This window comes from Ornithinibacillus sp. 4-3 (genome assembly GCF_040958695.1).
Lineage (GTDB): Bacteria > Bacillota > Bacilli > Bacillales > Amphibacillaceae > CALAMD01.
In genome coordinates this window covers 2,979,885-3,004,908 of sequence record NZ_CP162599.1, presented here as the reverse complement: position 1 = coordinate 3,004,908, position 25,024 = coordinate 2,979,885, and the positions used below count along the sequence as shown (strand labels likewise).

Here is a 25,024-nt window from a genome sequence, read left to right as displayed (position 1 = left end):
TACACTTTTAGTTTTAATAAAAATGATCAAAATTATACTGATATTTATTTCCAATTATTAAAGTATTTGGAATTGCAGCTTATAAAAATGCCTGCAATACAAAAAAAGAGGAGACAGATGATTTATCTAACTCCTCTTGTTTATTTTGAGGTTCACTGGATGATTTCCTCTTCTTAAATAAAATCTCCCCATCTAATTCCATTCCACAAACACATCCATCATTCCATTAATATCTCGTTCCATTTCATTTTTTGCAATTTCAGCAAACCCTAATCGAATCGCATTGTAAATAGCAGTATGGCATTTCCCAGCTCGTGATAAAATTGTACGAAAGCGATCAGGTGGTACATTGATTAATAAAGAATTTCGATAATGCAGTATTCTACTTTCAATTGTTTCATATAAATTCATGATATAGGGGCTATCTGCTGCTTTCATAATTATTTTATGAAATTCATGGTCATAGTAGGCATGATTTAGGAAGTCTTCTGTATTTGCTGAATGATTATATTCAATGACCAGTTGATGTAATTGTTCTAACTGTGATTCATTGATTCTGGTTGCAGCTAGAAAAACTGCATATCCTTCTAAAGCTAATCTAGCTTCATAAAGCTGACGTCCTTCTTTTTTATTTAAAGTAATTACATGTGCTTTTCCTTGTTCCGTAATAACTAAACCATCTTCTTTTAGGCGATCAATCGCATTTTTAACTGGTGTCCTGCTTGTACCAAACTCTTTAGCAATTTTTGATTCACTTAATCTTGTTCCCGGCAGGATGTTTAACTGAATAATATCATTATATAAAACTTTATATACTTCTTCACCTAAGACAATAAAGGGATTTTTTTCTAGTTTTTCCTTCAGATAATCATTTCGCATGATGGTCTGTCCCTCTTTTCTAGATTGTTCTTTTTTCGATTCATTTTATAGTTAAAATTTTATATTATGTGCTTTTTACGATACTAATTATAAAAAAATTTGGTCAATTGATTGCATGATGACACTAACTTGAACGTTATTATATCATTTATATAAGCAGTAAACAAAATAGAATTAACTAAAATTTCAGATTAAAGGAGAGATTTGATGTCTTCAACTTATCCTATAGAAGAGATTCGTAAACAATTTCCTTCACTAAAACGTACTTATCGAGATAAAACAGCTGTCTATTTTGATGGTCCTGGTGGTGCACAAACACTCCAGAGCGCAATCGATGCAATTACAAATTACCTTACTCGAGGTGGAGCAAACCTACATGGGAACTTTCCATCAAGCTATGAAACAGAAGAGTTAATTGCGACGACAAAACAAGATATAAAATCCTTATTTAATGCAGACAAAGCAGAAGTTGCTTTTGGACCTAATGCTACTACTTTAATGTTTGCGGTAAGTCGAGCTATAGCACGTTCTTGGGAAGAAGGGGATGAAATTATCCTCACGGAATTAGAGCACCATTCCAATATTGATTCCTGGAGAACAGCTGCTGATGATCGAGGGGTTGTAGTAAAATATATTCCTTTTAATCCTTCTACACTCACTTTAGATTTAGAGGTTTTACCTAAGCTGTTAACTTCTAAAACAAAGCTAGTGGCAGTTGGTTCTGCTTCTAATTGTATTGGGACAATTACTGATGTGAAAACGATTGCTGAACAAGCAAAAAAGGTTGGCGCATTAGTTGCAGTCGATGCAGTTCATGCCATCCCACATATGTATGTTGATATGGAAGATCAAAACATTGATATGCTCTTTTCTTCTGCTTATAAGTTTTTTGCTGCTCATGTCGGAATGGCGATTATCCGTAAAGAGATTTTTGAAGACTTAGATGTCTATAAGGTTGTTCCTGCTCCAGATGATGTACCTGATCGTCTTGAAATGGGAACACAAAATCATGAAGGAATTCCAACTGTATCAAGTGCGATTCAGTTTATAGCAAGTCTTGGTCATGGAGAAACATTACAAGAACAGATTAAGTCTGGCTACCATGCTATCGAAGTTTACGAGAATAATTTGGCTGATTTGATGCGATCTGAGCTTTCAAAAATAGATGAGGTGACATTATATCAGGCTGATGCTTCTGTACCTAAAACACCAACCATTGCATTTCGGGTAGAAGGTATTTCACCTAAAGATTTTTGTATCCGTATGTGTGAAGAGCATAGTGTGTTCATTGCTGAAGGTGATTTCTATGCTAAAACATTAGCTGAGAAATTAGGAATCAGAGATAAAGGTTCATTTATTCGTGCAGGGCTTGCCCCTTATAATACAAAAGAAGAAGTTAATCGATTTATAGAAGGTACAAAAGCAATTATTCAAACGATAGAGAAATAAGAGAGGGGACGGCTACATGGAATTATGGAAGATGCTAGAAAAAATGAAGTCTGATCAATATAAATGGGTGGATTTAAGCTATAAAGTCGACGAAAATACTCCACATTATGAAGGATTTCGTGATTTGCAGGTTAAAGATATTATGACTTTTGATAAAGAAAAAGTAAGTGCTAGAGAATATACGATGATCAGTCAATTTGGCACACATATTGACCCACCTTTCCATTTTATTGAAGATGGAAAAGCACTCGATAAAATTGGTGTAAAAGAGATGATTTATCCACTATGTGTTATTGATGTTTCTAAAGAAGTGGCTGAAAATCATGATTTTGGTATGGATGTAGAAGACATTAAGAAATGGGAAGCAGAGCACGGAGAGATTCCAGAAGATTGCTTTGTTGCTATGCGTACTGATTGGTCCAAGCGTGAGGGAGAGGCCTTCTTTAATAAAGATGAAAATGGAGATCCCCATTATCCAGGTTGGACAAAGGCTGCTTTAGAATATTTATGTGAGGTAAGAAAAGTAGCGGCAATTGGTCATGAACCACCAGATACTGACCCAGCTATCACAGCCAAAACAGCACTATGGGCAGGTGAGCTATATTATTTACAACAAGATAAGTATTAAGTGGAGATGCTACGTAATTTAGATCAGCTTCCACCAAAAGGAGCATTAATCTTTTGTACATTCCCTGCTGTTGTAGATGCGCCAGGATTTACCGCACGCTGCTTTGCTATTGCACCAAATGAATAAAAATAAGGGAGATCAAGTTTAGTGATTTTCTGTAAATGATTTTCGAATTTTAAGAAAATAAATAAAAAATATTGACATATACCTTCATCTTAGATTATTATAAAAAAATAATTTAAACCAATGATTGAGAAGAGTAGTCAAATATAATTGATATTCAGAGAGTTGCAGATGGTGAGATTGCAGCAGGAAATGTTTGACGAATGGGCTCATAAGGGTGGGAAGAAAGGCAGCTGCCGAGTAATACCCAACGGAAATTCGTCCGTTATCAATGAAGAGTGTATGTTAGTACACTTAGTAAAGTGGATGCATTATGCATCAATTTAGGTGGTACCGCGAGTTAAATAATAACCCGTCCTTGTTTTATATAATTTATATAAAACAAGGACGGTTTTTTTGTTATTTCATAAGGAGATGATAAAGATGATGAAACCAACATTTTCAGAAGCAAAAGCGTTAGCAACCAAGGGGTATAAGGTAGTACCCATTTGTTATGAAATAATGTCTGATGTCATTACACCAATCGAATTATTAAGAAAACTAAAGCAAGAAAGTGAGCATTGTTATATTTTAGAAAGTGTTGTCAATCAAGAATACAGTGGTAGATATACTTATTTAGGCTATAATCCAACTTTAAATATTACCTGTTCAAATGGAGTTGTGAAGGTGAAGGATGTGGAAGGTAATATTATTCAGGAAGAGAAGACACTTCAGCCGAATGAACATATCAAGAAATTCCTCAAGGAATATGCTAGTCCAAAGTTAACAGGGTTACCAACTTTTACAGGTGGTCTAGTTGGTTACTTTTCCTATGATTATATAAAATACGTAGAACCTACGTTGGTATTAGATGGGAAGGATGAGGAAGGGTTTCATGATTTTGATTTAATGTTATTCGATAAGGTAATATGCTTTGATAATTTAAGACAGAAAATCATTCTAATTGCGAATGCCAAGACAGATGATATGGAAACTGGTTACAAGCAAGCGGTGGAAGATATCAAACAATTAGTTTCTATTATACGTAAAGAAGTTACTTCTAAAATACCGACCTCTAAACTGAAGTCAGAATTTAAGCCTTTATTTAATAAAAAAGAATTTTGCCAGATGGTCGAGGAAGGGAAGAAATATATTTTTGAAGGGGATATTTTTCAAGTCGTCTTGTCAAATCGATTAGAAGCGGAATTTGAAGGGAGTCTGTTTGATGCTTATCGAATGCTTCGTACATCGAATCCATCTCCATACATGTTTTATTTTAGTGGTGATGAAATAGAAGTCGCAGGATCTTCACCTGAAACATTAGTTAAACTTAATGATGGAGCATTGCACACATTTCCGTTAGCAGGAACAAGACCTAGAGGTGCAAATGAGGAAGAAGATAAAGCATTAGAAAGTGATTTACTGTCAGATGAAAAAGAACTTGCAGAGCACAATATGCTAGTAGATTTGGGTAGGAATGACTTAGGGAGAATTAGTAAATTCGGTTCTGTAGAAGTGGAGAAATATATGTCCATTGAAAGATACTCCCATGTGATGCATATAGGTTCCACCGTCAAAGGGATAATTCGAGAGGATTGCTCAGGAATGGATGCAATTGATGCAGTACTACCAGCAGGTACATTATCTGGAGCACCTAAAATCAGAGCATGTGAAATTATCAATCGTCTAGAAAATAATAAAAGAGGAATTTATGGCGGAGCAGTAGGATACATGGATTTTACAGGAAATTTGGATACATGTATTGCGATAAGAATTGCTTATAAGAAGAATGGTAAGGTATTTATTCGTTCTGGTGCGGGTATTGTTGCTGACAGTATTCCTGAAAAAGAATATGAGGAATGTATAAATAAAGCACAAGCAGTAGTAAATGCGGTAGAGCAAGCTCAGGAGGTAGATAATCATGATTTTATTAATAGATAATTATGATAGTTTTTCTTATAATCTATACCAATTGATTGGTGGAATAAATCCAAACATAAAAGTAATTAGAAATGACGAATTTACTTGTGAAGAGATTGAAAAAATGAATCCTAGCCATTTAATTATTTCACCAGGACCAGGAAGACCTTCAGACGCAGGTATTTGTGAAGAAGCAATTCAATTTTTCAAAGGTAAGATACCCATATTTGGCGTATGTTTAGGACATCAAGCAATTTGTGAAGTGTTTGGAAGTGAAATTACGTATGCGGATCAACTGATGCATGGCAAAGTATCTAAAATTAAGGTAAATAATGAAGCTACAATATTTAAGGACATCCCTGAAACAATTGAAGTAGGAAGATATCATTCGCTTGCAGTTAATAAAGAAACATTGTCGCAAGAGCTTTTGATTGTAGGGGAAGCTGATGATGGAGAAATTATGGCTGTAAAACATGCTGAGTATGAAATCTATGGCGTACAATTTCATCCAGAATCTATTTTAACAAATGCCGGTGAGCAGATATTGAGAAATTTCTTAGGTGAATAATGAGCGGTTTATGTAAAGCTTTAGTGTATCCATCCTCATGTTATGGATAAAATAATGATAAAGATAAGGCGGGACAAAAGAAAATTTTCATCTTAAATGATTGAAGAAAGTACAATAAAATGAAATACATTTCCAAAGCGAGGATTTTCCACAATCATGTTTGGTAACTCTTAAACTTTGTCCCTGCAGTCTCTTCTTCAGCTATATTTGATTAAGCATAAAGTTGACATTCTATATAAATAATGAGTACTATATTATGTATAAGGCAGATTTCAATGAGTAAAAAACTTTTTAATAAAATATGAGGTGTTTTTGTGAGTGTATTAGGTTCTAAATAGGAAAAATTAACATGGAAATAAATGAAATGTAGAAAAGAGGATTTTTCACAATAGTGTATCCTTTATTTCATCATGGATTTATTTCTAGACCTATGAAGATACCTATTATACTTTATAAATTATGTAATTACTGCAGGAAAGCTATAAGCATGATAAATAGCTTATTTCTGTGTATATTGCATAGTCCCTATAAATGTAAAAAGCTACGGTATCCACGTAGCTTTTTTTGTTTTATTTAAAGTCAAATGCGTTGATACTCATTGGAAATTACTGTTTAGGTATCTTCATGTATGACGTTAGATTAATCATTCGTGAGGAGAATAAAAAAATGAACAAGAAAACTTTTGAGAAACTTCAGTATAACGAGTTAAAAGAAATTGTGAAATCTTATTGTATAAGTGGATTAGGGAAAAATATGATAGAAAAATTGAAGCCAAGTTCGAATATAACTGTGGTTCGAAATCGTTTGAATGAAACTACTGAAGCAAGAGCGATATTAGATACAGGAAGTCAAGCTCCTTTTTTAGGGGTTTCTAACATTGAAAATATCATACAAAACCTTGAAAAAGGCGTTATTCTAGATCCAAATGGTTTACTAAGTATAGCGGATTTTTTAAGAGGATGTAGAAAAGTAAAAAGGTTTATGCTTGATAAAACGTTTTTTGCACCTGTTCTTGCATCTTATGCTAATTCAATGTCCGAATTTAAAGGATTGGAAGATGAAATTAATTTATCTATTAAAGGAAATAGTATTGACGCCAATGCAAGCAAACAATTAAAGAAGATAAGACAAAGCATTCATTTAACAGAAGAAAAAATTAAAGAACGTTTAGATAAATTTTTAAAAAATGGTACGAATAAAAAATATATTCAGGAGTTCTTAGTAGTTAAGAAAGGCGAAAGATACACTATTCCAATTAAAGCTTCCTATAAAAATCAAGTTTCTGGATCAATTGTAGAAGTTTCTTCCAGGGGCTCCACCGTTTTTATTGAACCGAATACAGTTACAAAGCTAAATGTGGAGCTGGCAAGTCTAAAAGCTGAGGAAGCAGTAGAGGAATATCAAATATTAGCGACTTTATCAGGAATGATCTTAGAAAACCTTCCTGAAATTAAGATAAATATGGAGCTTATCAGTCAATATGATATGGGGTTTGCAAAAGCAAAATTTAGTAAGCAAATTGATGGTATAGAACCAAAATTAAACGATCATGGCTATATTAAGTTAGCTAGTGCAAAACATCCACTATTAGCAGGAGAAATAGTGCCATTAGATTTTGAAATTGGGAAAGAGAACCGGAGTTTGATTATTACCGGACCAAACGCTGGAGGAAAAACAATAGTACTTAAAACAGTAGGTTTATTAACATTGGCAGTCATGTCTGGTTTTCATATTCATGCTGAAAAAGAAACGGAAGTAGCAATATTTGAAAATATCTATGTTGATATTGGCGATGATCAAAGTATAGAAAATGCACTAAGCACATTCTCATCCCATATGAAAAACATTTCAGAAATCATGAGAATGTCGAACAATAACACACTTCTACTGTTTGATGAAATAGGAAGTGGAACGGAACCTAATGAGGGTGCAGCGCTGGCTATTTCTATTTTAGAAGAGTTTTATCATATGGGGTGTATAACAGTAGCAACAACACATTATGGGGAAATTAAACGTTTTTCCGAGTTGCATGCTGATTTCATGAATGCCGCAATGCAATTTAATAGTGAAACATTAGAACCTTTGTACAAATTAATGATAGGAGAATCAGGAGAAAGTAATGCCCTTTGGATTTCTAAAAAAATGAATGTACCAGACAATGTGTTAACAAGAGCACAAGCATATATAGATAAGAAAAAGTATGATTTAGAACTTGTAAATGAAGATAAAATAAGGAAGTCAAAGTCTAAACACTCTAACAAGACAATGGAAGAAGAGTACGAATATAAAAAAGGAGATCGCGTAAAATTATTAGAGCATGATGAGCTTGGCATCGTATATAAAGAAATGGATTATGCTCGTAATATAGTTGTATTTTATAATGGAGAATTTATAGAAGTAAATGTAAAAAGACTAGCACTAGATATAGCAGCGAGTGAATTATATCCGCAAGGCTATGATTTAGACACATTATTTATTGACCATCATACGCGTAAAATGCAACATGATATAGAACGTGGTTCAAAAAAAGCCCTTCGAAAAATACAAAAAGAAATTAGAAAAAATAGAGATTAAAAGGGAAGAATGGAGATTTGCTTTAATATTATTCTGCTTAAATAGCTTTTTTGCTATTTAAGCAGAATAGCTGTTTCATTTATTTGAGATATATTCTTGCGAGGATTATTAACAAATTTATCCAGATGTCACTTTTGAGGGGGAAATATTGTATGTTAAATCAAATTTTAAATTATCGTTAAAAGGAACTTTTGTTTTGGAATAATAATTTAATTTATGGGAGGGCCAAAAATGTCAAACAACCACTCGTTACGATAGACTTAAACAAACAGGTTATCGTGTAATTTTCCATGAGCATGTTATTCAAGATGAATCACAATTAATGCAGAATTTCTCATTTGTTGATTTGAAAGACGAAGAGCTGTACTTTTCCGTGTCAGCTACCGTTGCTATCTATTATCCATTTACATGATGTTGGGCTTACTGCCACCTTTATTCCGCCACTGGAATAGGTTAAATGTTCTGCAGTTGTATAAACTCTCTTTAGTATTATAGCTGTAAAAGCTATACTAATAGAAACCTTACTAAAGAAAATTATCTATACCCAAGTTGACGGCAATGATTACCATATGATTTGTTGTAATTCCTCATCATCAAATTTCCCTTAATAAATATGCTGCTAGCGTGAAAAATTCATATTACATGGAGGTATTAACATGAGTGAACAAAATATTTACGATAATCAAACCTTTTTTGATGGTTACAAAAAGCTACGTGAAAATCCGACCTCAGCAAATAATATGGTAGAAAAACCAGCATTATTTTCCCTTCTTCCAAATTTAGCAGGAAAATCGGTAATTGATTTAGGCTGTGGTTATGGGGAAAATTGTAGAGAGTTTTCACGATTAGGGGCTAAGAAGGTTTTGGGAATTGATATCTCTGAAAAAATGCTGCAAGTGGCAGAACAAGAGAATAAATGTAATAATGTTGATTTCTTGCGACTTAGTATGAATGATTTAGCAGCTATTAATGAAAAATATGATGTTGTGGTTAGCTCACTTTCTATACATTACATAAAGGATTTTGATAGATTAATGAATAATATAGCTAATTTGCTGGCAGCAGATGGAATATTTATTTATTCTCAAGAGCATCCAATGACTACGGCATTAATGCATGAAAACTATTGGTCAAAAGATAATGAAGGAAACATTATTCATTATAATTTATCAGATTACAGTTTATTGGGTGAAAGAAAAGTAACATGGTTTGTTGATGGTGTGACTAAGTATCATCGTACATTTGCTTCGATCTTTAATTCATTAATCTCAGCTGGATTTGAAATAGATAAGGTATTGGAACCTTTACCAGATAAAAAGACGATGGAACAGTATCCCTTATATAAAAGATACTATCACAAACCAGATTTTCTACTGATTAAGGCAAAGGTTATGTCTACTTAAATTACTAAGAAGAAACACAATTGCTTTCCATAAGAATTTCTTGGTTCTTTCTAATGCAAGCAAAGCAAAATATGCATGATTTTAATGAAGCTATTGATTTGTTATTTATGCTATGGATACTAATAATCAGTGTTAAAATGATACGAGGAAAAATAACAATTTAACTAGAAGGCTACATACGAAGAAGATATTTCATTATTTTACATTTACTTTTACAGAATAAAAATAGGGATGAGGTGTTAGATAAAATGGTACTTGAAACAAAAAGACTGATATTACGTCCATGGAAAGAAGATGATGCGGAGACTTTATATGAATATGCAAAGGATCCCTTAGTAGGACCTTCTGCTGGATGGCCTGTGCACACGAGTGTGGAAAACAGTCGAGAAATCATCAAACATGTACTATCAGCAAGTGAAACATATGCAGTATGTCTAAAAGAGGATAATAAAGCTATTGGTAGTATTGGCTTGCTGATCGGAGAACAGAGTAATAAAGGTATTGCTCAGAATGAGGCAGAGATCGGTTATTGGATTGGCGTGCCATTTTGGGGGCAAGGATTTATCCCTGAAGCTACGGAAGAAATAATACGATATGCGTTTGAGAATTTAGGAATGAAGAAGCTATGGTGTGGCTACTTTGATGGAAACGAAAACTCAAAGAGGGTTCAGGAAAAGTGTGGATTTCAGTATCAATATACAGTTAAAGATCAGAAATGGGAGCTTATAAATGAAATTCGCACAGAACATATTACTTGCATGACTAGGATAGAGTGGAGCGTTAAAAATAATTATAATTATTTAAGTGATGTAGGAAATGGAAGATTTTCAAAGGAATCCTTTATTAGCAAGAATAGAAAAGATCCCGATTTATTGAGTAGAAAACTATATGAAGATTTGAGTAGCCTTTCTAATCAAAGTAAATTACCAAATGGGGATGAAATTACAAACTGTAAAGTTATTGGTCCTAATAAATATGGTGGTTATGAATTAGAAGTGGAAGTTACTAAAGAAAATACAAAGGATAAGACCGTTTTTATATTGGGTTCAGATTACATTGGCCCACCTGTTCATTGGGCGGTTGAAGTAGGAATGAACGATAAAGAAATAGGTGATTTTTTGGAAGTGTCACGTACTATTGGTGGTCATTTATTATGGTGGAAAAGAAGTGATGATGACAACAAGAAGGTATGGCATAAATATGAATTCTGGTATAAAAATAAAGCAACAAAGTTGAAAGAGAATAAAATTAAACCTAATGAAGTTCACTGTTTTAATAAAAAAGAAAGAGACTCTTTTTCTCTAAACGAGTGGAACAAAATGAATAGAAAAGATAAAATAACATCTATCATTCCATATACCATTACGGTGAATACGGCACGTGGAGGAAAAAAAGGATTTTACGACAGAATAGATTTTACATTATTTGATTTAAAACAATGGTACTTAGGACTGCCGTGTAAATTACAAGAGGCCTATGAAAATTCCAGAGAATGGTTATTATTATTTAAAGACTTTAAAGGGTTTATAGACTATTTTCTGTTGCAGGATTTTGTAGTGGAAAAGGAGCATTACGCGGTTAAAAATTTGGATTCCTTTGATGAGGAAGAACAATATAAAACGTTATCAAATACTGATGTATACCATTCAAGTAGATCACAAAATAAAGCGGCATACAAAGCATTTGTTGAGGCTTCTCTTGCAATAATATCAAGGAGAAATGAAAGAATCATAGCATATATAACAAAGGACAATCGATAATTCATATGCTAAAAAAGTGTAAGTAGGGTATCCTAACTTACACTTTTTTGATAAGGCCTTATTTCTTCATTATTTCCATCAACTGATCTACCTTGCGATGTAATTCTTGATTTTGTGCTTTTAGTTCTTTTAGCTCTTTATAAACCCCATCTTCTTCAGGATCCTTCTCTGCCTCAGCGAGCCTATGTGCGTTATTGACTAATTCTCCGAAGAAGAGATTAGCAAGAATGAAGGCACTACTTAAGACGAAAGTGACAAAATACAACCATGCCCATGGAATATCACTTAAAAGTGGGCGGAAAATTCCAGTAGCCCAAGAATCCAACGTGAAAATTTGAAAGAGTGTTAGAATCGTAGAATGGAAATTTCCAAAATACTCAGGTGCAGCATTAGCAAACATGGTTGTCCCAAATATTCCATAAATATAAAATAAAATGGTTGTTAAAAGGATAGTGCTTCCCATTGCAGGGATGGATAGGAATAAGGCATTAATTAGTCTTCTTAAGGATGGAAACATAGATAATGTTCTTAAAACTCTAAGTACACGTACGATACGTAAGATTGTAATGAAATTAGAATGAATGAATATTAGACTTAGAGAAATAACAATAAAATCTAATATATTCCAGCCATTTCGAAAGAAGCTTGAGCGATAGACGAAGAGCTTTAACAAAATCTCAACAGTGAAAATCAGTAAAAGAATTCGGTCTACCCCAATTAATAAATGAGAATAGGACTTATAAATATTTGGATATGTTTCTAAACAAATGATGACTGCATTTAACATAATGAGTACTAGAATGGTCTTTGAAAAAAGAGGATGCTCAATTATGCGCTTTAGTTTTATATGTACCACCCACTCGAATATCAGTTTCTTTAGCAATAGGACAGAGCCCTAACTGAAATTATTTTACCATGTTTTCGTATTGGAACATAAAGATGAAGCAAAAAAATATATATACGCGATTTATGGAGATAATCCTTTAAGAAGCGCGTTAATGATGAAATCGCTACTTGTTTAATTAATTCCATCAACGATGCGTATCTTTACTGTCTATGCTCTACTTTATATCTTAGAACTGTTTTTAATTTTGCTTGTTCTACTCTTCTAAAGTCTGAAAGGTAAATTTCTCTATGTATTAAAGAAGTTCTTTTTAGATGATTATTTTCTAAAAACCTTTCCATTTGTGTAAAAGTTTGTGGCTCGTCATCATATGGGCCTACATGTAACATTTGAACAGATAAACCATCTTCCATTGTGTCAAATGTCACATCTGTTAAAAAGGGGTGAGGTTTCTTTTTACGTACTCTCTCCAAGGCTCTTTCCACTACTTCATCTGTTACAAAATTTGGTTGTCTAATCATTATGCTATAAACCAATTCATCTTTATTTAAAGTATTTAATTTTCTACCTTCTTCTGTTAAATCCCAAACTCCCTCTAGTGGGTAGACGGTATATTCAAAATAACCTTCTGGTGTGTATCCTTGTTTAGGCATCATACGAACAGCATAAGCCATCGAATAAAGCACACCTATTTTCTCTGCGAATTCTTCTCCATTGGGATTTCCTGTTCCTTTGATCATAAAAAACTTTTGTTTAGGGACAGTAATTAATTCAGGAGTTTGTTTTGGAATATATAAAGCTTTTTCCTTTTTTCTCCATTCATGCTTCATATTTACACACTTCCTTTACTTAGAATCATCTACTTAATATTTTACCATTGTATGTTTGGTTTTTTCTTACTCCTATGATAATTTAAGAAGAAAGAACAAGCATTCTCAAATCAAGTAAATAGAAATAATAAGGAGTTTTTATGGATTATTTTCTAATATTATTATCTATATTTTTACTATCTGCCATTTTAGGAATCACATGGTTTATTTTACAATATCGAAAAGAAAAAAGAAGCTTATGGCTTGGCATTTCCTTTCTATTTGCATTAATCACAGTACTTGCTAATATTAGTTTCCCGCTTATTAGAATTTCAGATATAGGTTTTATTCGTGTGATGTTAATTGGGGGAGCGCTCTTAGTTGGTATAGTAATACTCTTGTTTCCACTGGTACTCATTTTATCTATGCTCATTTCTGGTATTCGTTTGATGCGACGAGAAGGGATTACTCTGTCGCATATGCTTTCCTTTGGCTTTGGTATCGCCTATATCTTGTATTTAATAATATGGCCATTGCTAGAAGGAACTTTTAAGTCAACCTTTTTTGATTTTTTATATACTTATCTTTCCTTTGTTTTTTTCTTCACCTTATTTATTTTCGTTTTGTATACGGTTACGAATATGCTGAACTTATTAAAGCATTTTCGCAAAAAATATCAATACATCATTGTTTTAGGAAGCGGTTTGCGAAATGGAAAGGAAGTAACGCCATTACTAGCTAACCGAGTGGATAAAGGAATTCAAGCTTATCGAGAAAATCCAGGGAGTATTCTAGTGCTTTCAGGAGGGCGAGGAGCTGATGAAAAAATTGCTGAAGGGGAGGCAATGAAGCAATATGCTTTGCAGCAAGGTGTTCCAGCATCCGATATTTTAGTAGAAGACAAGTCCGTAAATACCCGAGAAAATTTATTGTTTTCACAGCAATTGATTAGAAGGCACATGACAATAAACGAACCTAATCTATTAGTTGTTACAACAAGGTACCATGTGCTTCGTGCATTATTATTAGCGAAAAATTTGGGGATTGCCTGTGATGGAAGAGGTTCACGAACAAAGCTTTATTTTTCAATTAACGCTTTTATCCGCGAATGGATTGCCTATTTGGTATTATGGAAAAAACCATACATCATTATCTTGATAGGGGCTTTTATAGTAATAGCACTGCTATATGGACTTCAAGCACTCTTAGGAATTTGAAATAAGAAGGAAATTTTTAGTGAAAAGAAAGGAGCATATCATTCATGATTGGACCAAACAAGCATAAATTGTACCCAAATGAAAACATCAAGACAGTTTGCTATATCAGTAATCTGCCTAAAAGAGTGAATGTTGAGATTGGAGAATATACTTATTACAGTGATAATAATAAATCTCCAGACAAGTTTTATGAAAATATTGAACATCATTATGAATTTTTAGGTGATAAACTAATTATCGGTAAATTTTGTGCGCTCGCAGAAGGTGTTAAGTTTATCATGAATGGTGCCAATCATAGAATGGATGGCATCACAACATACCCCTTTAATATTTTTGGTGGAGGATGGGAGAAGGTGACTCCTACAGTAGAACAGCTACCATTTAAAGGAGACACAGTAATTGGAAATGATGTATGGATAGGTCAACAAGTGACGATTATGCCTGGAGTAAAAATTGGGGATGGTGCAATTATTGCAGCTAACTCAACAGTAGTAAAAGATGTTGAGGCTTATTCCATCTATGGAGGAAACCCTGCTCAATTGATTAAGAAACGCTTTAGTGATGCTCAAATTGAATCCTTGCGAAAGCTAAAGTGGTGGGATTGGGATGAAGAAAAGATATTTAATAATCTAGAGAAGTTGGTTTCTGAGGATGGGTTGAAGGAGCTTCTATCTGATCTAAAGAGAACATAATATGCTTTTAATTAAAATAGTGCTTTCCACTTTTGAAGTGGGGGAGCACTATTTGTTTTAAGTACGAAATTAACTTCTAAAATAAGAAAAAAGATCTGAATTTACTTAGAATAAAAACAATCAAATCCCATATTAGTAACCGTTTACAGAGATATTAAAAACGTTAATAATAAAAAGTATTACCTTGTAGTTATTCTTGTCTATGTGATAAAGTTAGATTAGATATACTAATACTATCTTACTAAAAGGGGAGATTTTTTATGGTTTTTCAAAAGATTAGAGAAAGAAAAGGGTTATTATTACTTACGCTTCTTTTAATGACTATATTTCTAGCAGCTTGTGGAGACTCTAAAGACGAAGCACATATTGTTGTAAAAGGAGATACAATTAACTCACACACTGTTGAAGATGCTGTTTGTGTTGTGAACAGTAGATTTGAACAGGGCTGGAGAATGTTATTCCGTGCTGCTGTTATTGATGAAACTACAGGAGAAACTATTGAAGATGCAAAAGTAAAAGCAGTTTTAGAGAATGGTGAAGAATTTGAAATGGAATTAGGACCACATGGACCTGAAAGTACAATGCTTTATACTGCTCCTTGGGATATTCCAGAGGATTTTACAACAGGTACATTAGACTATGAAATTATTGCAACTGTAGATGGAAAAGAATATAAGTATGAGCCATTTGATGTGGAACCTTCTAAGTTGACAATTGTTGAACCTCAGTAAGGATGAATTTTATGAGTAAAACAAAACTTGTTTTAATAGCGATATTATTTTGTACATTATTTGGTTTAACTGCTTGCTTTGGTTCAGATGAAAAGGCAGATTCTAAGGAAGAGTCATCGACTGAGGAAAACAATTTAACTGGTAAACTTTCACTTGATGAGACATCTGGAAGAATTGGTGATGAAGTTCAATTGACAGCTACAGATTTAAAACCAAATGAGGATTTGAAAGTCATTTATGTAGATATGGAAGGTAGCTATGAAATTGAGAATAATTATTCTTTTCTAGGTATGGTATATGATCAAGTCGAAAGAAAAGTTGGCGAAGGTACTGCTGATGAAAATGGAGAGTGGAGCGGTTCCATTACAATACCTGATGGCTTTGGTGATGATCATGACATTTTAATTAAGCAGAGAGATAATACCATTGCTAAGGCAAACTATTTTGTTGAAACGGTATTCACGATGTCTCCAGAATCTGGACCTCCGGGCACAGAAATCACGGTTAGTGGGGAAGGGTTAAGCTGGAAAATTTATGGAAGCTTATGGCATATAAATTATGACAATGCTTATACAGGTATGATTACAGCCGTTTCTACGGATGGTAAGGCAGAAGGGGTAATTCGTGCCTCTGGATCTTCTGGCCTTCATACAATTACGGTAGAAAGTGGAGCAAGTGGATCTCCATATTTAAGTAGAGATTCATCTGCAATTAATTATATTCATACACACCACTTCAATTTTACAATAACAGATGAAGAACCTGTTGTTGAAGAATATTTAGCTTATGTTGAAGATGTACCAGAAGCAGCACATGGTGGTATTCAAATGCCAGATCCGGAAAACAAAAATGGGGTAAACCTTAGTTTAAATAAAACAGAAGGAATTGTAGATGAAGAGGTAACATTAACTGGAGAAGGACTTCCAGCGAATGAAGAAATTACTTTGGATTGGCATACTATGGTTGGTACACGTGTTACTGCAGAAGGGTATGGACCTGAAATATTCCCTCTAGGGACAGTTACTACAGATGCTGATGGTTCATTTTCTTATGAGTTTGCAGTGCCAGATGATTTAGGTGGACTTCCGCACTTAATTGAAGCGAAAGTGGAAGAAGAAGTATATGGCCAGACATATTTCCGTATTCTACCGTCACTTATTTCTGTGGAGCCAGCAGAAGGACCACCAGGAACTCCAATCACAGTTACGATTAAAGGGTCAGGTTGGACAGAATTTGATAATGCACTCGGTGTGACTTATGATAATGCTTATGTAGGCTATGTATGTGCATTTAATAGTCAAGGTACAATCACCTTACCTTTAATAGCTTCAGGAGAACCGGGTTATCATTTGATTGATATTTATCCATCTATTTATCAAGGAAAAGTTCAGTTCCCAGATATTTATAGAAAACCACAATTAACGTATCGTGATGATCATCCGGGAACAGGCCTTCCAGCAATTCGAACATTCTTTAAAGTTACAGAAGAATAAAATAAAGAGCGATACCTATTATACAAGTGAAATAGGTACCGCTCTTTTATTAGTATTCTTATAAAGTAGTAATAATTGGCCCTTCCTTTGTAAGAATAATCGTATGTTCGTATTGAGCTACAAAGCTATCTTCAGTTAGGAAGGTCCATCCATCATCAGCTTGGGAAACTTCCTCTTCAAATGTGGAGATAAAAGGTTCAAAGGCGATTACCATACCATCTTTCAAAATTTCGTCATCCCAGCGAGAGTAATAATTGAAAATATGATCTGGTGCTTCATGAATGGAACGCCCAACACCGTGCCCTGTAAGATTTTTAATGACTGTTAAGCCATGCTGTTTTGCTACATTTTGTACAGCCTTTCCGAGCGCACTTTTTTTCGCACCGACTTTTGCCTTCTTCAATCCAGCATCGAATGCTTCCTTAGCAATGTCACAGACTTTCTGTAAGATTTCCTCTCCTTCTCCAACTACAAAGGAAATTCCAGTATCAGCGAAATAACCATTTTTCGAACCAGAAACATCAATATTAACAAGGTCTCCTTCTAGAATGATTCGTTCCCCCGGAATTCCGTGTGCTACTTCTTCATTTACGCTAATACATGTATATCCAGGGAAGTTATATTCTCCTTTTGGCGCAGATTCAGCTCCTGCCTTTTTAAACATTTCTCCCGCAATTTCATCGAGTTCCTTCGTAGTAATTCCAGGCTTTGTATAACGGACTAATTCATCTCGAATTGACCCACAAATCTCACCAATTTCTTTTAATCCGATAAAATCCTCTTTGGTTTTTGCAATCATTATATATCCTCACTTTTTAAATTATTTCTAGCTGTATATTGTATTTCTACTGCCACTATAATAGTAGCAAAAATATCAATGGGAAGTGACTTCTCTTAATTATTATAGCTTATTTAGTGCAGGGAGATGGAAAAACTAATTTTATAGATCCTATTAATCTTTTCTGAATAAATTAAAACTTCCTATTCATTTCTACGTCTAAATAATACAGCATAGAAGAATAGAATTCATTCAAATGTGACTAACTCAATCTAAAATAACAAAAGGAGGTGTGAAATATTGCAAAAATATGCAATCAGTGTGAAATTCATTACACAAGATGAAAAGCGGGACGAGTTATTAAACTATTTGTTAGAAGCCGCAGGTGGAATGGAAGACTTGGAAACATGTAATTGTTACATTGTAGGAATTAATGAAGAAGAAAAGAATGCTGTATATGTTTATGAAGTATGGGAGAGTAAAGCTGCACATCAGGCTTCATTAACAATTCCTGCTTCTCAAGAATTAATTAAGAAAGCCAAGCCTATGATTGTGGGTATGGAATCCTATCCTGAACTAAGTATTGTTGGTGGGAAAGCAAAGTTATAAATAGGTTTTTTATCTACAAGTGATTTTTATGGTTCATAAAACCCTCCACTGCTCTGGAGATGTAATTTGGATATTGTTATAGATTAGCCGCATGATTGACTATGTAAATAGATCAAATGATGCGGCATTTTTTTGTGGTGCTATGGTGTTAATGAAACCTCAGTTGAATATTAATTTACTTTTGATTACGAATTTTTTTCAAACGGTATTGGAGATTTTGTCGACTCATCCCAAGTGCTTCCGCTGTTTTTGTAATATTATTCCCATGCTTTTTCATCATACGTCCAATATAATACTTTTCTGCTTGTAATAAATAGCTTTCCAATGTTAGTTCAGGCACTTCATAAGTTGGAATTTGCTCTTCTTCTAAAATACTATGTTTATCCTGTTTAATCAGAAAATGCATTGGCAATACATCATTTGTTATTGTTTCAAGCTTAGGATCATGGGTAATTATTTCTTCTAATAAATGCTGTAGTTCACGAATATTACCTGGCCAATCATATTTCAAAAGTAATTTTAAGACATCAGGGTGAACAGCTGGTATCCCAGTGCCAAATTTTTCTGCATGTTCTACAAAAAAGGCTTGAATAAATGGTTCAATATCTTCTACACGCTCTCTTAATGGAGAAATATTAATCGTAAAGTTAGAAAATAAATAAAAGAGATTTTTTTGTAAGGCCCCTTTAGAAATTAACTCTACTGGATCATCATCAACACTAGCTATTAGAAGATGATCTTTATTTTTATATTGTTCCAGTAAATGTAAAAGCTTTGGCTGTAAATGTAATGGTAGTAAATCAATACGTTCACAAAATAAAGTCATTTGTTTTTCGTTTTCTAGCTCACTAGCTAATTGATCCAACCATCTTTCATCTACTGCCTGACATAATAAAGTGTAGAAAGAATTGTTTTTCGGCTCTAAAGCCATATGAATCCGTTCAGCAATTAAGTCTTTCCCAGTGCCCGTTTCACCAATAATTAATAGGGGAAGTCTTGTTGAAGCGGCTTTTTCTGCTAATACTAACACTTCCTGCATAGCCTTACTTTCTGCAATAATTTTATTATAGGTTTCTGAATAGGAATGCTTTTTCACTGGTTGTAAAACATATTTCCTATAATGGGAAATATCTGATGCATATTCAACAGCACCAATAATTTCTCCATCCTCAAAAATCGGCATGGTTGTGTTCACTGTTGTAATTTCATCACCATTAAGATTCCAGTAAGTCTGTTCTACATCATAGAGAGGATTCTTTGTGTGTAATACGCGTAGCAATGTGCTCTCTGTATTATCAAAATTAACTAGCTCATCAAGCCTTCTTTGGATAACATTTCCAGGCTGTAAACCTTCAATTTCTCCCATTTTTTGATTGTAGATCACAGTAATACCATGCTTATTAATTGCATGTATACCAATATTCGCATAGTCAATAATAAATTTATGGATTGCTTGTAATTCATTCAATGTATTCAAAAGTCGTCTCTCCCATGTAAAGAAAACTTGGTAAATTAAGCCACGAAAGGCATAGAGTTAATCTAGCTTCCCCTATGCAAAAAATCCGTTATAGCATAAAGAAAACTGGGTAAATAAATTTTAAAATAAAGCTTAAAATGATAAATTTCATCATTATCTAAAAATTTCAGATAATAATACTTGAAAAACGCAACAATTTCTTGCATTATTATATATATAAATGTGAATAACTGCAAATATTTTTTGCGTTTCTAAAATAAGGAGGAAGATTTAGATGATTTCATACAAGCACGAACCATTTACAGATTTTTCCATCAAAGAGAACAGAGATGCATTTTTAGAAGGTTTAAAAACAGTAGAAGGATATTTAGGCGGAGATTTTCCACTAGTTATTAATGGCCACCATGTCATTACAGAAGAAAAAACTACCGTAGTAAATCCAGCGAATCATTCGGAAGTACTTGGGAATATGTCGATGGCATCTCAGGAAATAGCGGAGGAAGCAATGGAGATTGCTGATCAAACTTTTAATATGTGGAAAAGAGTGAAGCCGGAAGTACGTGCAGATGTGTTATTTAAGGCTGCAGCAATTGTTCGTCGTCGTAAGATGGAGTTTTCAGCTTTATTAACAAAAGAAGCTGGGAAGCCATGGAATGAAGCAGACGCAGATACAGCAGAAGCAATTGATTTCTTAGAGTATTATGGACGTCAAATGTTGCGCCTTAAGGATGGTATGCCTGTAGAAAGCCGTCCAGGAGAGTTCAACCGTTTTGACTACATACCTTTAGGAATAGGCGTTGTTATTTCACCATGGAACTTTGCATTCGCAATCATGGCGGGAACCACAGCAGCGGCATTAGTAACTGGTAATACGGTGTTATTAAAGCCAGCCTCAACTACACCAATTGTAGCTTATAAATTTGTTGAAGTTTTAGAAGAAGCTGGACTGCCAGCTGGAGTTCTAAACTTTGTACCAGGTTCCAGTCGTGATATCGGTGATTTCTTAGTAGATCATCCTCGCACACGTTTTATTTCCTTCACTGGTTCTCGTGATGTAGGGAAGCGTATTTATGAACGTGCTGCTGTTGTAAATGAGGGACAAATTTGGTTGAAGCGTGTTATTGCTGAAATGGGTGGAAAAGATACAATTGTTGTAGATAAAGAAGCAGATTTAGAGTTAGCAGCTGATTCCATTGTTAAATCTGCATTCGGATTCAGTGGCCAAAAATGTTCAGCATGCTCTCGTGCAGTAATTCATGAAGATGTATATGATCAAGTAGTGGAAATGGTGAAAGAGAAGACAGAAGGATTAACATACGGTGATCCAGCTGATCAAAATAATTTTACAGGTCCTGTAATTGACCAATCTTCTTATGACAAAGTGATGAGTTATATTGAAATTGGTAAAGAAGAAGGACGTCTCGTTGCTGGTGGTGTTGGAGATGATTCTAAAGGATTCTTCGTTGCTCCAACAGTATTTGCTGATCTTGATCCAGAAGCACGTATGATGCAGGAAGAAATCTTTGGGCCTGTTGTTGCATTATGCAAAGCTCCAACTTTTGATGATGCAATTGAAATTGCTAATAATACGGAATATGGGTTAACAGGTGCTGTCATTACAAATAATCGCCTACATTTAGAACAAGCTCGTGAAGATTTTCATGTAGGTAACCTATACTTCAACCGTGGATGTACTGGAGCAATTGTTGGATATCAGCCATTTGGTGGATTCAATATGTCAGGTACAGATTCTAAAGCTGGTGGACCAGACTACTTACAGCTTCACATGCAAGGAAAAACAACATCAGAAATGCTTTAATTTGCTGAGAACGAAAAGCGCAAGTCGCGCCCTTACAGGCTAAAAACGTGACGTCACGAGCTCGGGCGTCCTGCACTAGTACGTCCTGTACGTCGAAAAACGTAGAGATTGGAGTGTCACAACCGAGATAAAGGAAACATGCCCCTTTAGCGGTATCCGACGTTAGGCCTTAGCCTGGTTTTAGTCGGGCTTCCTTATAAAGCAAAACCGATGTTGACTTATTGTAGGATGGCTCGCGTTAGCTCTTAAGTTTTTGGCGCTCGGAGCTAGACAACGCTAGCTCCGAGCAAGAACCAACCTTAGGAAAATTTTATACTTTCCTATGCAATAAAAAAGCTCGCTGATTGCACATGAAGTTAATCAGCGAGATCTTTATGAAAGAATAAATGTATCACTGTAAATGATGAGGAGGAAATAAAATGACTAAATCAACAGAAGTTATTGCACAAACAGATAAATATGGGGCACGTAATTATAACCCACTACCAATCGTTATTTCAGAAGCAGAAGGTGCTTGGGTAGTAGATCCAGAAGGCAATCGTTATTTAGATATGCTTGCTGCATACTCTGCAGTGAATCAGGGACATCGTCATCCAAAGATTGTTCAAGCATTAATTGATCAAGCAGATCGTGTAACATTAACTTCGCGTGCGTTCCATAATGACCAGCTTGGACCATGGTATGAAAAAGTTAGTAAACTAACAAATAAAAACATGTCCTTACCAATGAATACAGGAGCTGAAGCAGTTGAAACAGCTATTAAAACAGCTCGTCGTTGGGGTTATGAAGTAAAAGGTGTAGAAGAAAATAAAGCAGAAATTATCGGTTGTGATGGTAACTTCCATGGTCGCACAATGGCTGCAGTATCCCTTTCTTCAGAAGCAGAGTACAAGCGTGGATTTGGTCCAATGCTTCCAGGGATTAAGACAGTTCCATATGGTGAGATTGAAGCATTAGAAAAGGCAATCACACCAAATACAGTTGCATTTATTGCTGAACCAATTCAAGGAGAAGCAGGAATTAATATTCCACCAGCTGGCTATCTTAAAAAAGCTTATGAATTATGTAAAGAGCATAATGTGTTATACATCTCAGACGAGATCCAAGCAGGATTAGGGCGTACTGGTAAAATGTTTGCAACAGAATGGGAAGGCTTCGAGCCAGATATGTATATTTTAGGTAAAGCACTTGGTGGTGGTGTATTCCCAATCTCTTGTGTAGCAGCTAATGATGATATTCTAGGTGTATTTAACCCTGGTTCCCACGGATCTACATTTGGTGGAAACCCATTAGCATGTGCAGTATCTATTGCTGCTCTAGAAGTATTAGAGGAAGAAAATTTATGTGAGCGTTCTTTAGAGCTAGGAGAGTATTTCCTAGCAGAGCTGAAGAAAATTGATCATCCATCCATTAAAGATGTACGTGGACGCGGACTATTCATTGGTGTTGAATTAGATGAAGATGCTCGCCCATACTGTGAGAAGCTAAAAGAAGCAGGATTATTATGTAAAGAAACACATGATACGGTAATTCGTTTTGCTCCTCCTCTAGTAATTGAGAAAGAAGACCTTGATTGGGCAATTGAAAAAATCAAAGGATTATTTAATTAAAATTTCTAAAATATAAAAATAAATATGCTAGAATAGAAAAACGAACAAATCAATGACTGACTTTGTTCGTTTTTCCAATTAGAAATAGAAGATGATTCAAATCAGATAAACTGGAGGGAAATCAATGAATTTATGGGGTGCTCGTTTTAGAAATGAAGGCAGTCGTTTAATGGAGGAGTTTAATAGTTCTCTAGAATTAGATCAACGCATCTATGTGGAGGATATTACGGGGAGTTTAGCACATGCAAAAATGCTTGCAGAATGTGGCATTATTACGAAAGAAGAAGGCGAGCAAATTCGGGCTGGTCTACAATCAATCTTAGCAGATATAGAAAATGGTAAATTACCAATAGAAGGAAATTACGAGGACATCCATAGCTTTGTGGAAATGAATCTGATTGAGCGTATTGGAGATGTGGGTAAGAAATTACATACAGCACGTAGCCGAAACGACCAAACAGCTGTAGATACGAGAATGTATGCAAGAAAGCAAGCCCGAGAAATTATTGATATTTTAGATCATTTCAAGGCTGTATTAAAAGAAAAAGCAGAAGCAAATCCATATATCATGCCAGGCTATACACATCTACAGCGTGCACAAATCGTTACTTTTAAATATCATTTACTTGCTTATTATCAAATGTTTGACCGCGATCAAAAGCGTGTGCAAAATGCATTGGAATTATTAAATGAAAATCCATTAGGATCAGGTGCTTTAGCTGGAACGACTCATCTAATTGATCGTACGATTACGACAAAGGAACTTGGTTTTGATAAACCTGTAGATAATTTCATGGATGGCGTTGCTGAGCGTGATTATATTTTAGAATTAACCTCAGCATTTTCCATTATTATGATGCATCTAAGCCGATTAAGTGAAGAATTAATTATTTGGTGTAGCCAAGAGTTTAAATTTGTGGAAATTGATGATGCTTATGCAACTGGAAGTAGTATTATGCCACAGAAGAAAAATGCAGATGCTGCAGAACTAATTCGTGGGAAAACAGGGAAAGTATATGGTGCTTTATTCTCTATCTTCTCTGTTTATAAGGGAATTCCACTTACTTACAATAAAGACATGCAGGAAGAGAAAGAGTCCTTCTTCTATGCGGTAGATACAACGATTGCGTCCTTAACGATTATGTCAGAAATGATTCGTACATTAAAGGTAAATAAGGAAAATATGCGTCAAGCAGTGAAAAAAGGATTTTTAAATGCAACAGAGCTTGCAGATTACTTAGTGAAAGCAGGTATGCCATTTAGAGATGCTCATGGGGTAGTTGGTCGGATTGTTATTTATTGTGAGGACCAGGATAAAGGGATAGAAGAATTAACTTTAGAGGAATTACAAGAATTTACTGATTTAATTAAAGATGATATTTATGAATACATTGATCATGAAAGTATTTTAAATAAAGGAACGAAAGTAGAATTACAATAATCAGAATCAAGACAAAATTTAAATTTTCTGATATACTGAATGAAGAATTTAATAGTCACACTACTAGGGGTGCTCTATTTATTGAGCTGAGAGGAAATGTAAACATTTCTAACTCTTGTGAACCTGATCTAGTTCATACTAGCGGAGGGAAGTAGTCGAATAATTTAATTGTCCATTTAACTACGACGGCCAGGTTCAGCTATGCTCTGAACCTGGTTTTT

Annotated in this window: 20 protein-coding genes, 1 riboswitch and 1 other annotated feature; of the genes, 15 read left to right on the top strand and 5 right to left on the bottom strand. The window is 34.5% G+C overall.

Annotation, left to right across the window (positions count from 1 at the left end; genetic code table 11):
* Window positions 1–192: 192 nt before the first annotated feature.
* Window positions 193–879 carry a GntR family transcriptional regulator gene (locus tag AB4Y30_RS14640; protein WP_368652960.1) on the bottom strand — a complete coding sequence of 229 codons (687 nt, stop codon included), beginning with the start codon at window positions 877–879 and terminating at the stop codon, window positions 193–195.
* 207 nt (window positions 880–1,086) lie between these two features.
* Here AB4Y30_RS14640 and AB4Y30_RS14635 point away from each other — a divergent pair, with 207 nt between their 5' ends.
* From AB4Y30_RS14635 to AB4Y30_RS14605, 7 genes are all read left to right on the top strand, one after another.
* Entirely contained in the window at window positions 1,087–2,328 is a 1,242-nt protein-coding gene (locus AB4Y30_RS14635) for a cysteine desulfurase-like protein (protein WP_368652959.1), read from the top strand.
* 16 nt (window positions 2,329–2,344) lie between these two features.
* On the top strand, window positions 2,345–2,956 hold the full coding sequence (locus AB4Y30_RS14630) for a cyclase family protein (RefSeq protein WP_368652958.1): 612 nt from the start codon (window positions 2,345–2,347) through the stop codon (window positions 2,954–2,956).
* Window positions 2,957–3,193: 237 nt separating this feature from the next.
* Window positions 3,194–3,442: a binding site (T-box leader), on the top strand.
* A 60-nt stretch (window positions 3,443–3,502) separates the two neighbouring features.
* Window positions 3,503–4,999 (top strand): anthranilate synthase component I, encoded by a 1,497-nt coding sequence (gene trpE / locus AB4Y30_RS14625; RefSeq protein ID WP_368652957.1) that lies wholly within the window; start codon window positions 3,503–3,505, stop codon window positions 4,997–4,999.
* Window positions 4,980–5,546 carry an aminodeoxychorismate/anthranilate synthase component II gene (locus tag AB4Y30_RS14620; RefSeq protein WP_368652956.1) on the top strand — a complete coding sequence of 189 codons (567 nt, stop codon included), beginning with the start codon at window positions 4,980–4,982 and terminating at the stop codon, window positions 5,544–5,546. The genes trpE and AB4Y30_RS14620 overlap by 20 nt, the downstream gene beginning before the upstream one ends.
* 666 nt (window positions 5,547–6,212) lie before the next feature.
* Window positions 6,213–8,120 (top strand): endonuclease MutS2, encoded by a 1,908-nt coding sequence (locus AB4Y30_RS14615; RefSeq protein WP_368652955.1) that lies wholly within the window; start codon window positions 6,213–6,215, stop codon window positions 8,118–8,120.
* Between the two features lie 656 nt (window positions 8,121–8,776).
* The gene (locus tag AB4Y30_RS14610) at window positions 8,777–9,523 is read left to right on the top strand and encodes a class I SAM-dependent methyltransferase (protein WP_368652954.1); all 747 of its coding nucleotides are present in this window, start codon (window positions 8,777–8,779) and stop codon (window positions 9,521–9,523) included.
* Between the two features lie 248 nt (window positions 9,524–9,771).
* Entirely contained in the window at window positions 9,772–11,283 is a 1,512-nt protein-coding gene (locus AB4Y30_RS14605) for a GNAT family N-acetyltransferase (protein ID WP_368652953.1), read from the top strand.
* Window positions 11,284–11,341: 58 nt separating this feature from the next.
* Here AB4Y30_RS14605 and AB4Y30_RS14600 read toward each other — a convergent pair whose 3' ends face one another.
* Window positions 11,342–12,166, bottom strand: coding sequence for an ion transporter (locus tag AB4Y30_RS14600; RefSeq protein WP_368652952.1), 825 nt, complete (start codon window positions 12,164–12,166; stop codon window positions 11,342–11,344).
* A 164-nt stretch (window positions 12,167–12,330) separates the two neighbouring features.
* A complete protein-coding gene (locus tag AB4Y30_RS14595; RefSeq protein WP_368652951.1) occupies window positions 12,331–12,957 on the bottom strand; it encodes a GyrI-like domain-containing protein in 627 nt (208 codons plus the stop codon).
* A 140-nt stretch (window positions 12,958–13,097) separates the two neighbouring features.
* Here AB4Y30_RS14595 and AB4Y30_RS14590 point away from each other — a divergent pair, with 140 nt between their 5' ends.
* From AB4Y30_RS14590 to AB4Y30_RS14575, 4 genes are all read left to right on the top strand, one after another.
* Window positions 13,098–14,153 (top strand): YdcF family protein, encoded by a 1,056-nt coding sequence (locus AB4Y30_RS14590; RefSeq protein WP_368652950.1) that lies wholly within the window; start codon window positions 13,098–13,100, stop codon window positions 14,151–14,153.
* A 44-nt stretch (window positions 14,154–14,197) separates the two neighbouring features.
* Window positions 14,198–14,845 carry a Vat family streptogramin A O-acetyltransferase gene (locus AB4Y30_RS14585; RefSeq protein WP_368652949.1) on the top strand — a complete coding sequence of 216 codons (648 nt, stop codon included), beginning with the start codon at window positions 14,198–14,200 and terminating at the stop codon, window positions 14,843–14,845.
* A 260-nt stretch (window positions 14,846–15,105) separates the two neighbouring features.
* Entirely contained in the window at window positions 15,106–15,576 is a 471-nt protein-coding gene (locus AB4Y30_RS14580; protein ID WP_368652948.1) for a hypothetical protein, read from the top strand.
* 11 nt (window positions 15,577–15,587) lie between these two features.
* Entirely contained in the window at window positions 15,588–17,069 is a 1,482-nt protein-coding gene (locus AB4Y30_RS14575; protein ID WP_368652947.1) for a hypothetical protein, read from the top strand.
* Window positions 17,070–17,127: 58 nt separating this feature from the next.
* Here the strand turns inward: AB4Y30_RS14575 and map are convergent, their stop codons facing one another.
* The gene (gene map / locus AB4Y30_RS14570; RefSeq protein WP_368652946.1) at window positions 17,128–17,868 is read right to left on the bottom strand and encodes a type I methionyl aminopeptidase; all 741 of its coding nucleotides are present in this window, start codon (window positions 17,866–17,868) and stop codon (window positions 17,128–17,130) included.
* Between the two features lie 279 nt (window positions 17,869–18,147).
* Here map and AB4Y30_RS14565 point away from each other — a divergent pair, with 279 nt between their 5' ends.
* Window positions 18,148–18,456 carry a putative quinol monooxygenase gene (locus tag AB4Y30_RS14565; protein WP_368652945.1) on the top strand — a complete coding sequence of 103 codons (309 nt, stop codon included), beginning with the start codon at window positions 18,148–18,150 and terminating at the stop codon, window positions 18,454–18,456.
* A gap of 175 nt (window positions 18,457–18,631) precedes the next feature.
* Here AB4Y30_RS14565 and AB4Y30_RS14560 read toward each other — a convergent pair whose 3' ends face one another.
* Window positions 18,632–19,933, bottom strand: a complete 1,302-nt coding sequence (locus AB4Y30_RS14560) for a sigma 54-interacting transcriptional regulator (protein WP_368652944.1) — start codon at window positions 19,931–19,933, stop codon at window positions 18,632–18,634.
* Between the two features lie 274 nt (window positions 19,934–20,207).
* On the opposite strand from AB4Y30_RS14560, the gene pruA reads away from it, so the two are divergent.
* From pruA to argH, 3 genes are all read left to right on the top strand, one after another.
* Window positions 20,208–21,752, top strand: a complete 1,545-nt coding sequence (gene pruA, locus AB4Y30_RS14555; protein WP_368652943.1) for an L-glutamate gamma-semialdehyde dehydrogenase — start codon at window positions 20,208–20,210, stop codon at window positions 21,750–21,752.
* A 419-nt stretch (window positions 21,753–22,171) separates the two neighbouring features.
* Entirely contained in the window at window positions 22,172–23,362 is a 1,191-nt protein-coding gene (locus AB4Y30_RS14550; RefSeq protein WP_368652942.1) for an ornithine--oxo-acid transaminase, read from the top strand.
* Window positions 23,363–23,486: 124 nt separating this feature from the next.
* Window positions 23,487–24,803, top strand: coding sequence for an argininosuccinate lyase (gene argH, locus AB4Y30_RS14545; RefSeq protein WP_368652941.1), 1,317 nt, complete (start codon window positions 23,487–23,489; stop codon window positions 24,801–24,803).
* A 55-nt stretch (window positions 24,804–24,858) separates the two neighbouring features.
* Window positions 24,859–24,970, top strand: a riboswitch (TPP riboswitch).
* The last annotated feature ends 54 nt before the right edge of the window (window positions 24,971–25,024 follow it).

Excerpts from the sequence above, each read along its gene's own strand:
- AB4Y30_RS14640 (WP_368652960.1), bottom strand. The coding sequence starts at position 879 with ATGCGAAATGATTATCTGAAGGAAAAACTAGAAAAAAATCCCTTTATT.
- trpE (WP_368652957.1), top strand. The coding sequence starts at position 3,503 with ATGATGAAACCAACATTTTCAGAAGCAAAAGCGTTAGCAACCAAGGGG.
- AB4Y30_RS14575 (WP_368652947.1), top strand. The coding sequence starts at position 15,588 with ATGAGTAAAACAAAACTTGTTTTAATAGCGATATTATTTTGTACATTA.
- AB4Y30_RS14610 (WP_368652954.1), top strand. The coding sequence starts at position 8,777 with ATGAGTGAACAAAATATTTACGATAATCAAACCTTTTTTGATGGTTAC.
- pruA (WP_368652943.1), top strand. The coding sequence starts at position 20,208 with ATGATTTCATACAAGCACGAACCATTTACAGATTTTTCCATCAAAGAG.
- map (WP_368652946.1), bottom strand. The coding sequence starts at position 17,868 with ATGATTGCAAAAACCAAAGAGGATTTTATCGGATTAAAAGAAATTGGT.
- AB4Y30_RS14590 (WP_368652950.1), top strand. The coding sequence starts at position 13,098 with ATGGATTATTTTCTAATATTATTATCTATATTTTTACTATCTGCCATT.
- AB4Y30_RS14615 (WP_368652955.1), top strand. The coding sequence starts at position 6,213 with ATGAACAAGAAAACTTTTGAGAAACTTCAGTATAACGAGTTAAAAGAA.
- AB4Y30_RS14580 (WP_368652948.1), top strand. The coding sequence starts at position 15,106 with ATGGTTTTTCAAAAGATTAGAGAAAGAAAAGGGTTATTATTACTTACG.
- AB4Y30_RS14550 (WP_368652942.1), top strand. The coding sequence starts at position 22,172 with ATGACTAAATCAACAGAAGTTATTGCACAAACAGATAAATATGGGGCA.
- AB4Y30_RS14635 (WP_368652959.1), top strand. The coding sequence starts at position 1,087 with ATGTCTTCAACTTATCCTATAGAAGAGATTCGTAAACAATTTCCTTCA.
- AB4Y30_RS14585 (WP_368652949.1), top strand. The coding sequence starts at position 14,198 with ATGATTGGACCAAACAAGCATAAATTGTACCCAAATGAAAACATCAAG.
- AB4Y30_RS14620 (WP_368652956.1), top strand. The coding sequence starts at position 4,980 with ATGATTTTATTAATAGATAATTATGATAGTTTTTCTTATAATCTATAC.
- AB4Y30_RS14595 (WP_368652951.1), bottom strand. The coding sequence starts at position 12,957 with ATGAAGCATGAATGGAGAAAAAAGGAAAAAGCTTTATATATTCCAAAA.
- argH (WP_368652941.1), top strand. The coding sequence starts at position 23,487 with ATGAATTTATGGGGTGCTCGTTTTAGAAATGAAGGCAGTCGTTTAATG.
- AB4Y30_RS14630 (WP_368652958.1), top strand. The coding sequence starts at position 2,345 with ATGGAATTATGGAAGATGCTAGAAAAAATGAAGTCTGATCAATATAAA.
- AB4Y30_RS14605 (WP_368652953.1), top strand. The coding sequence starts at position 9,772 with ATGGTACTTGAAACAAAAAGACTGATATTACGTCCATGGAAAGAAGAT.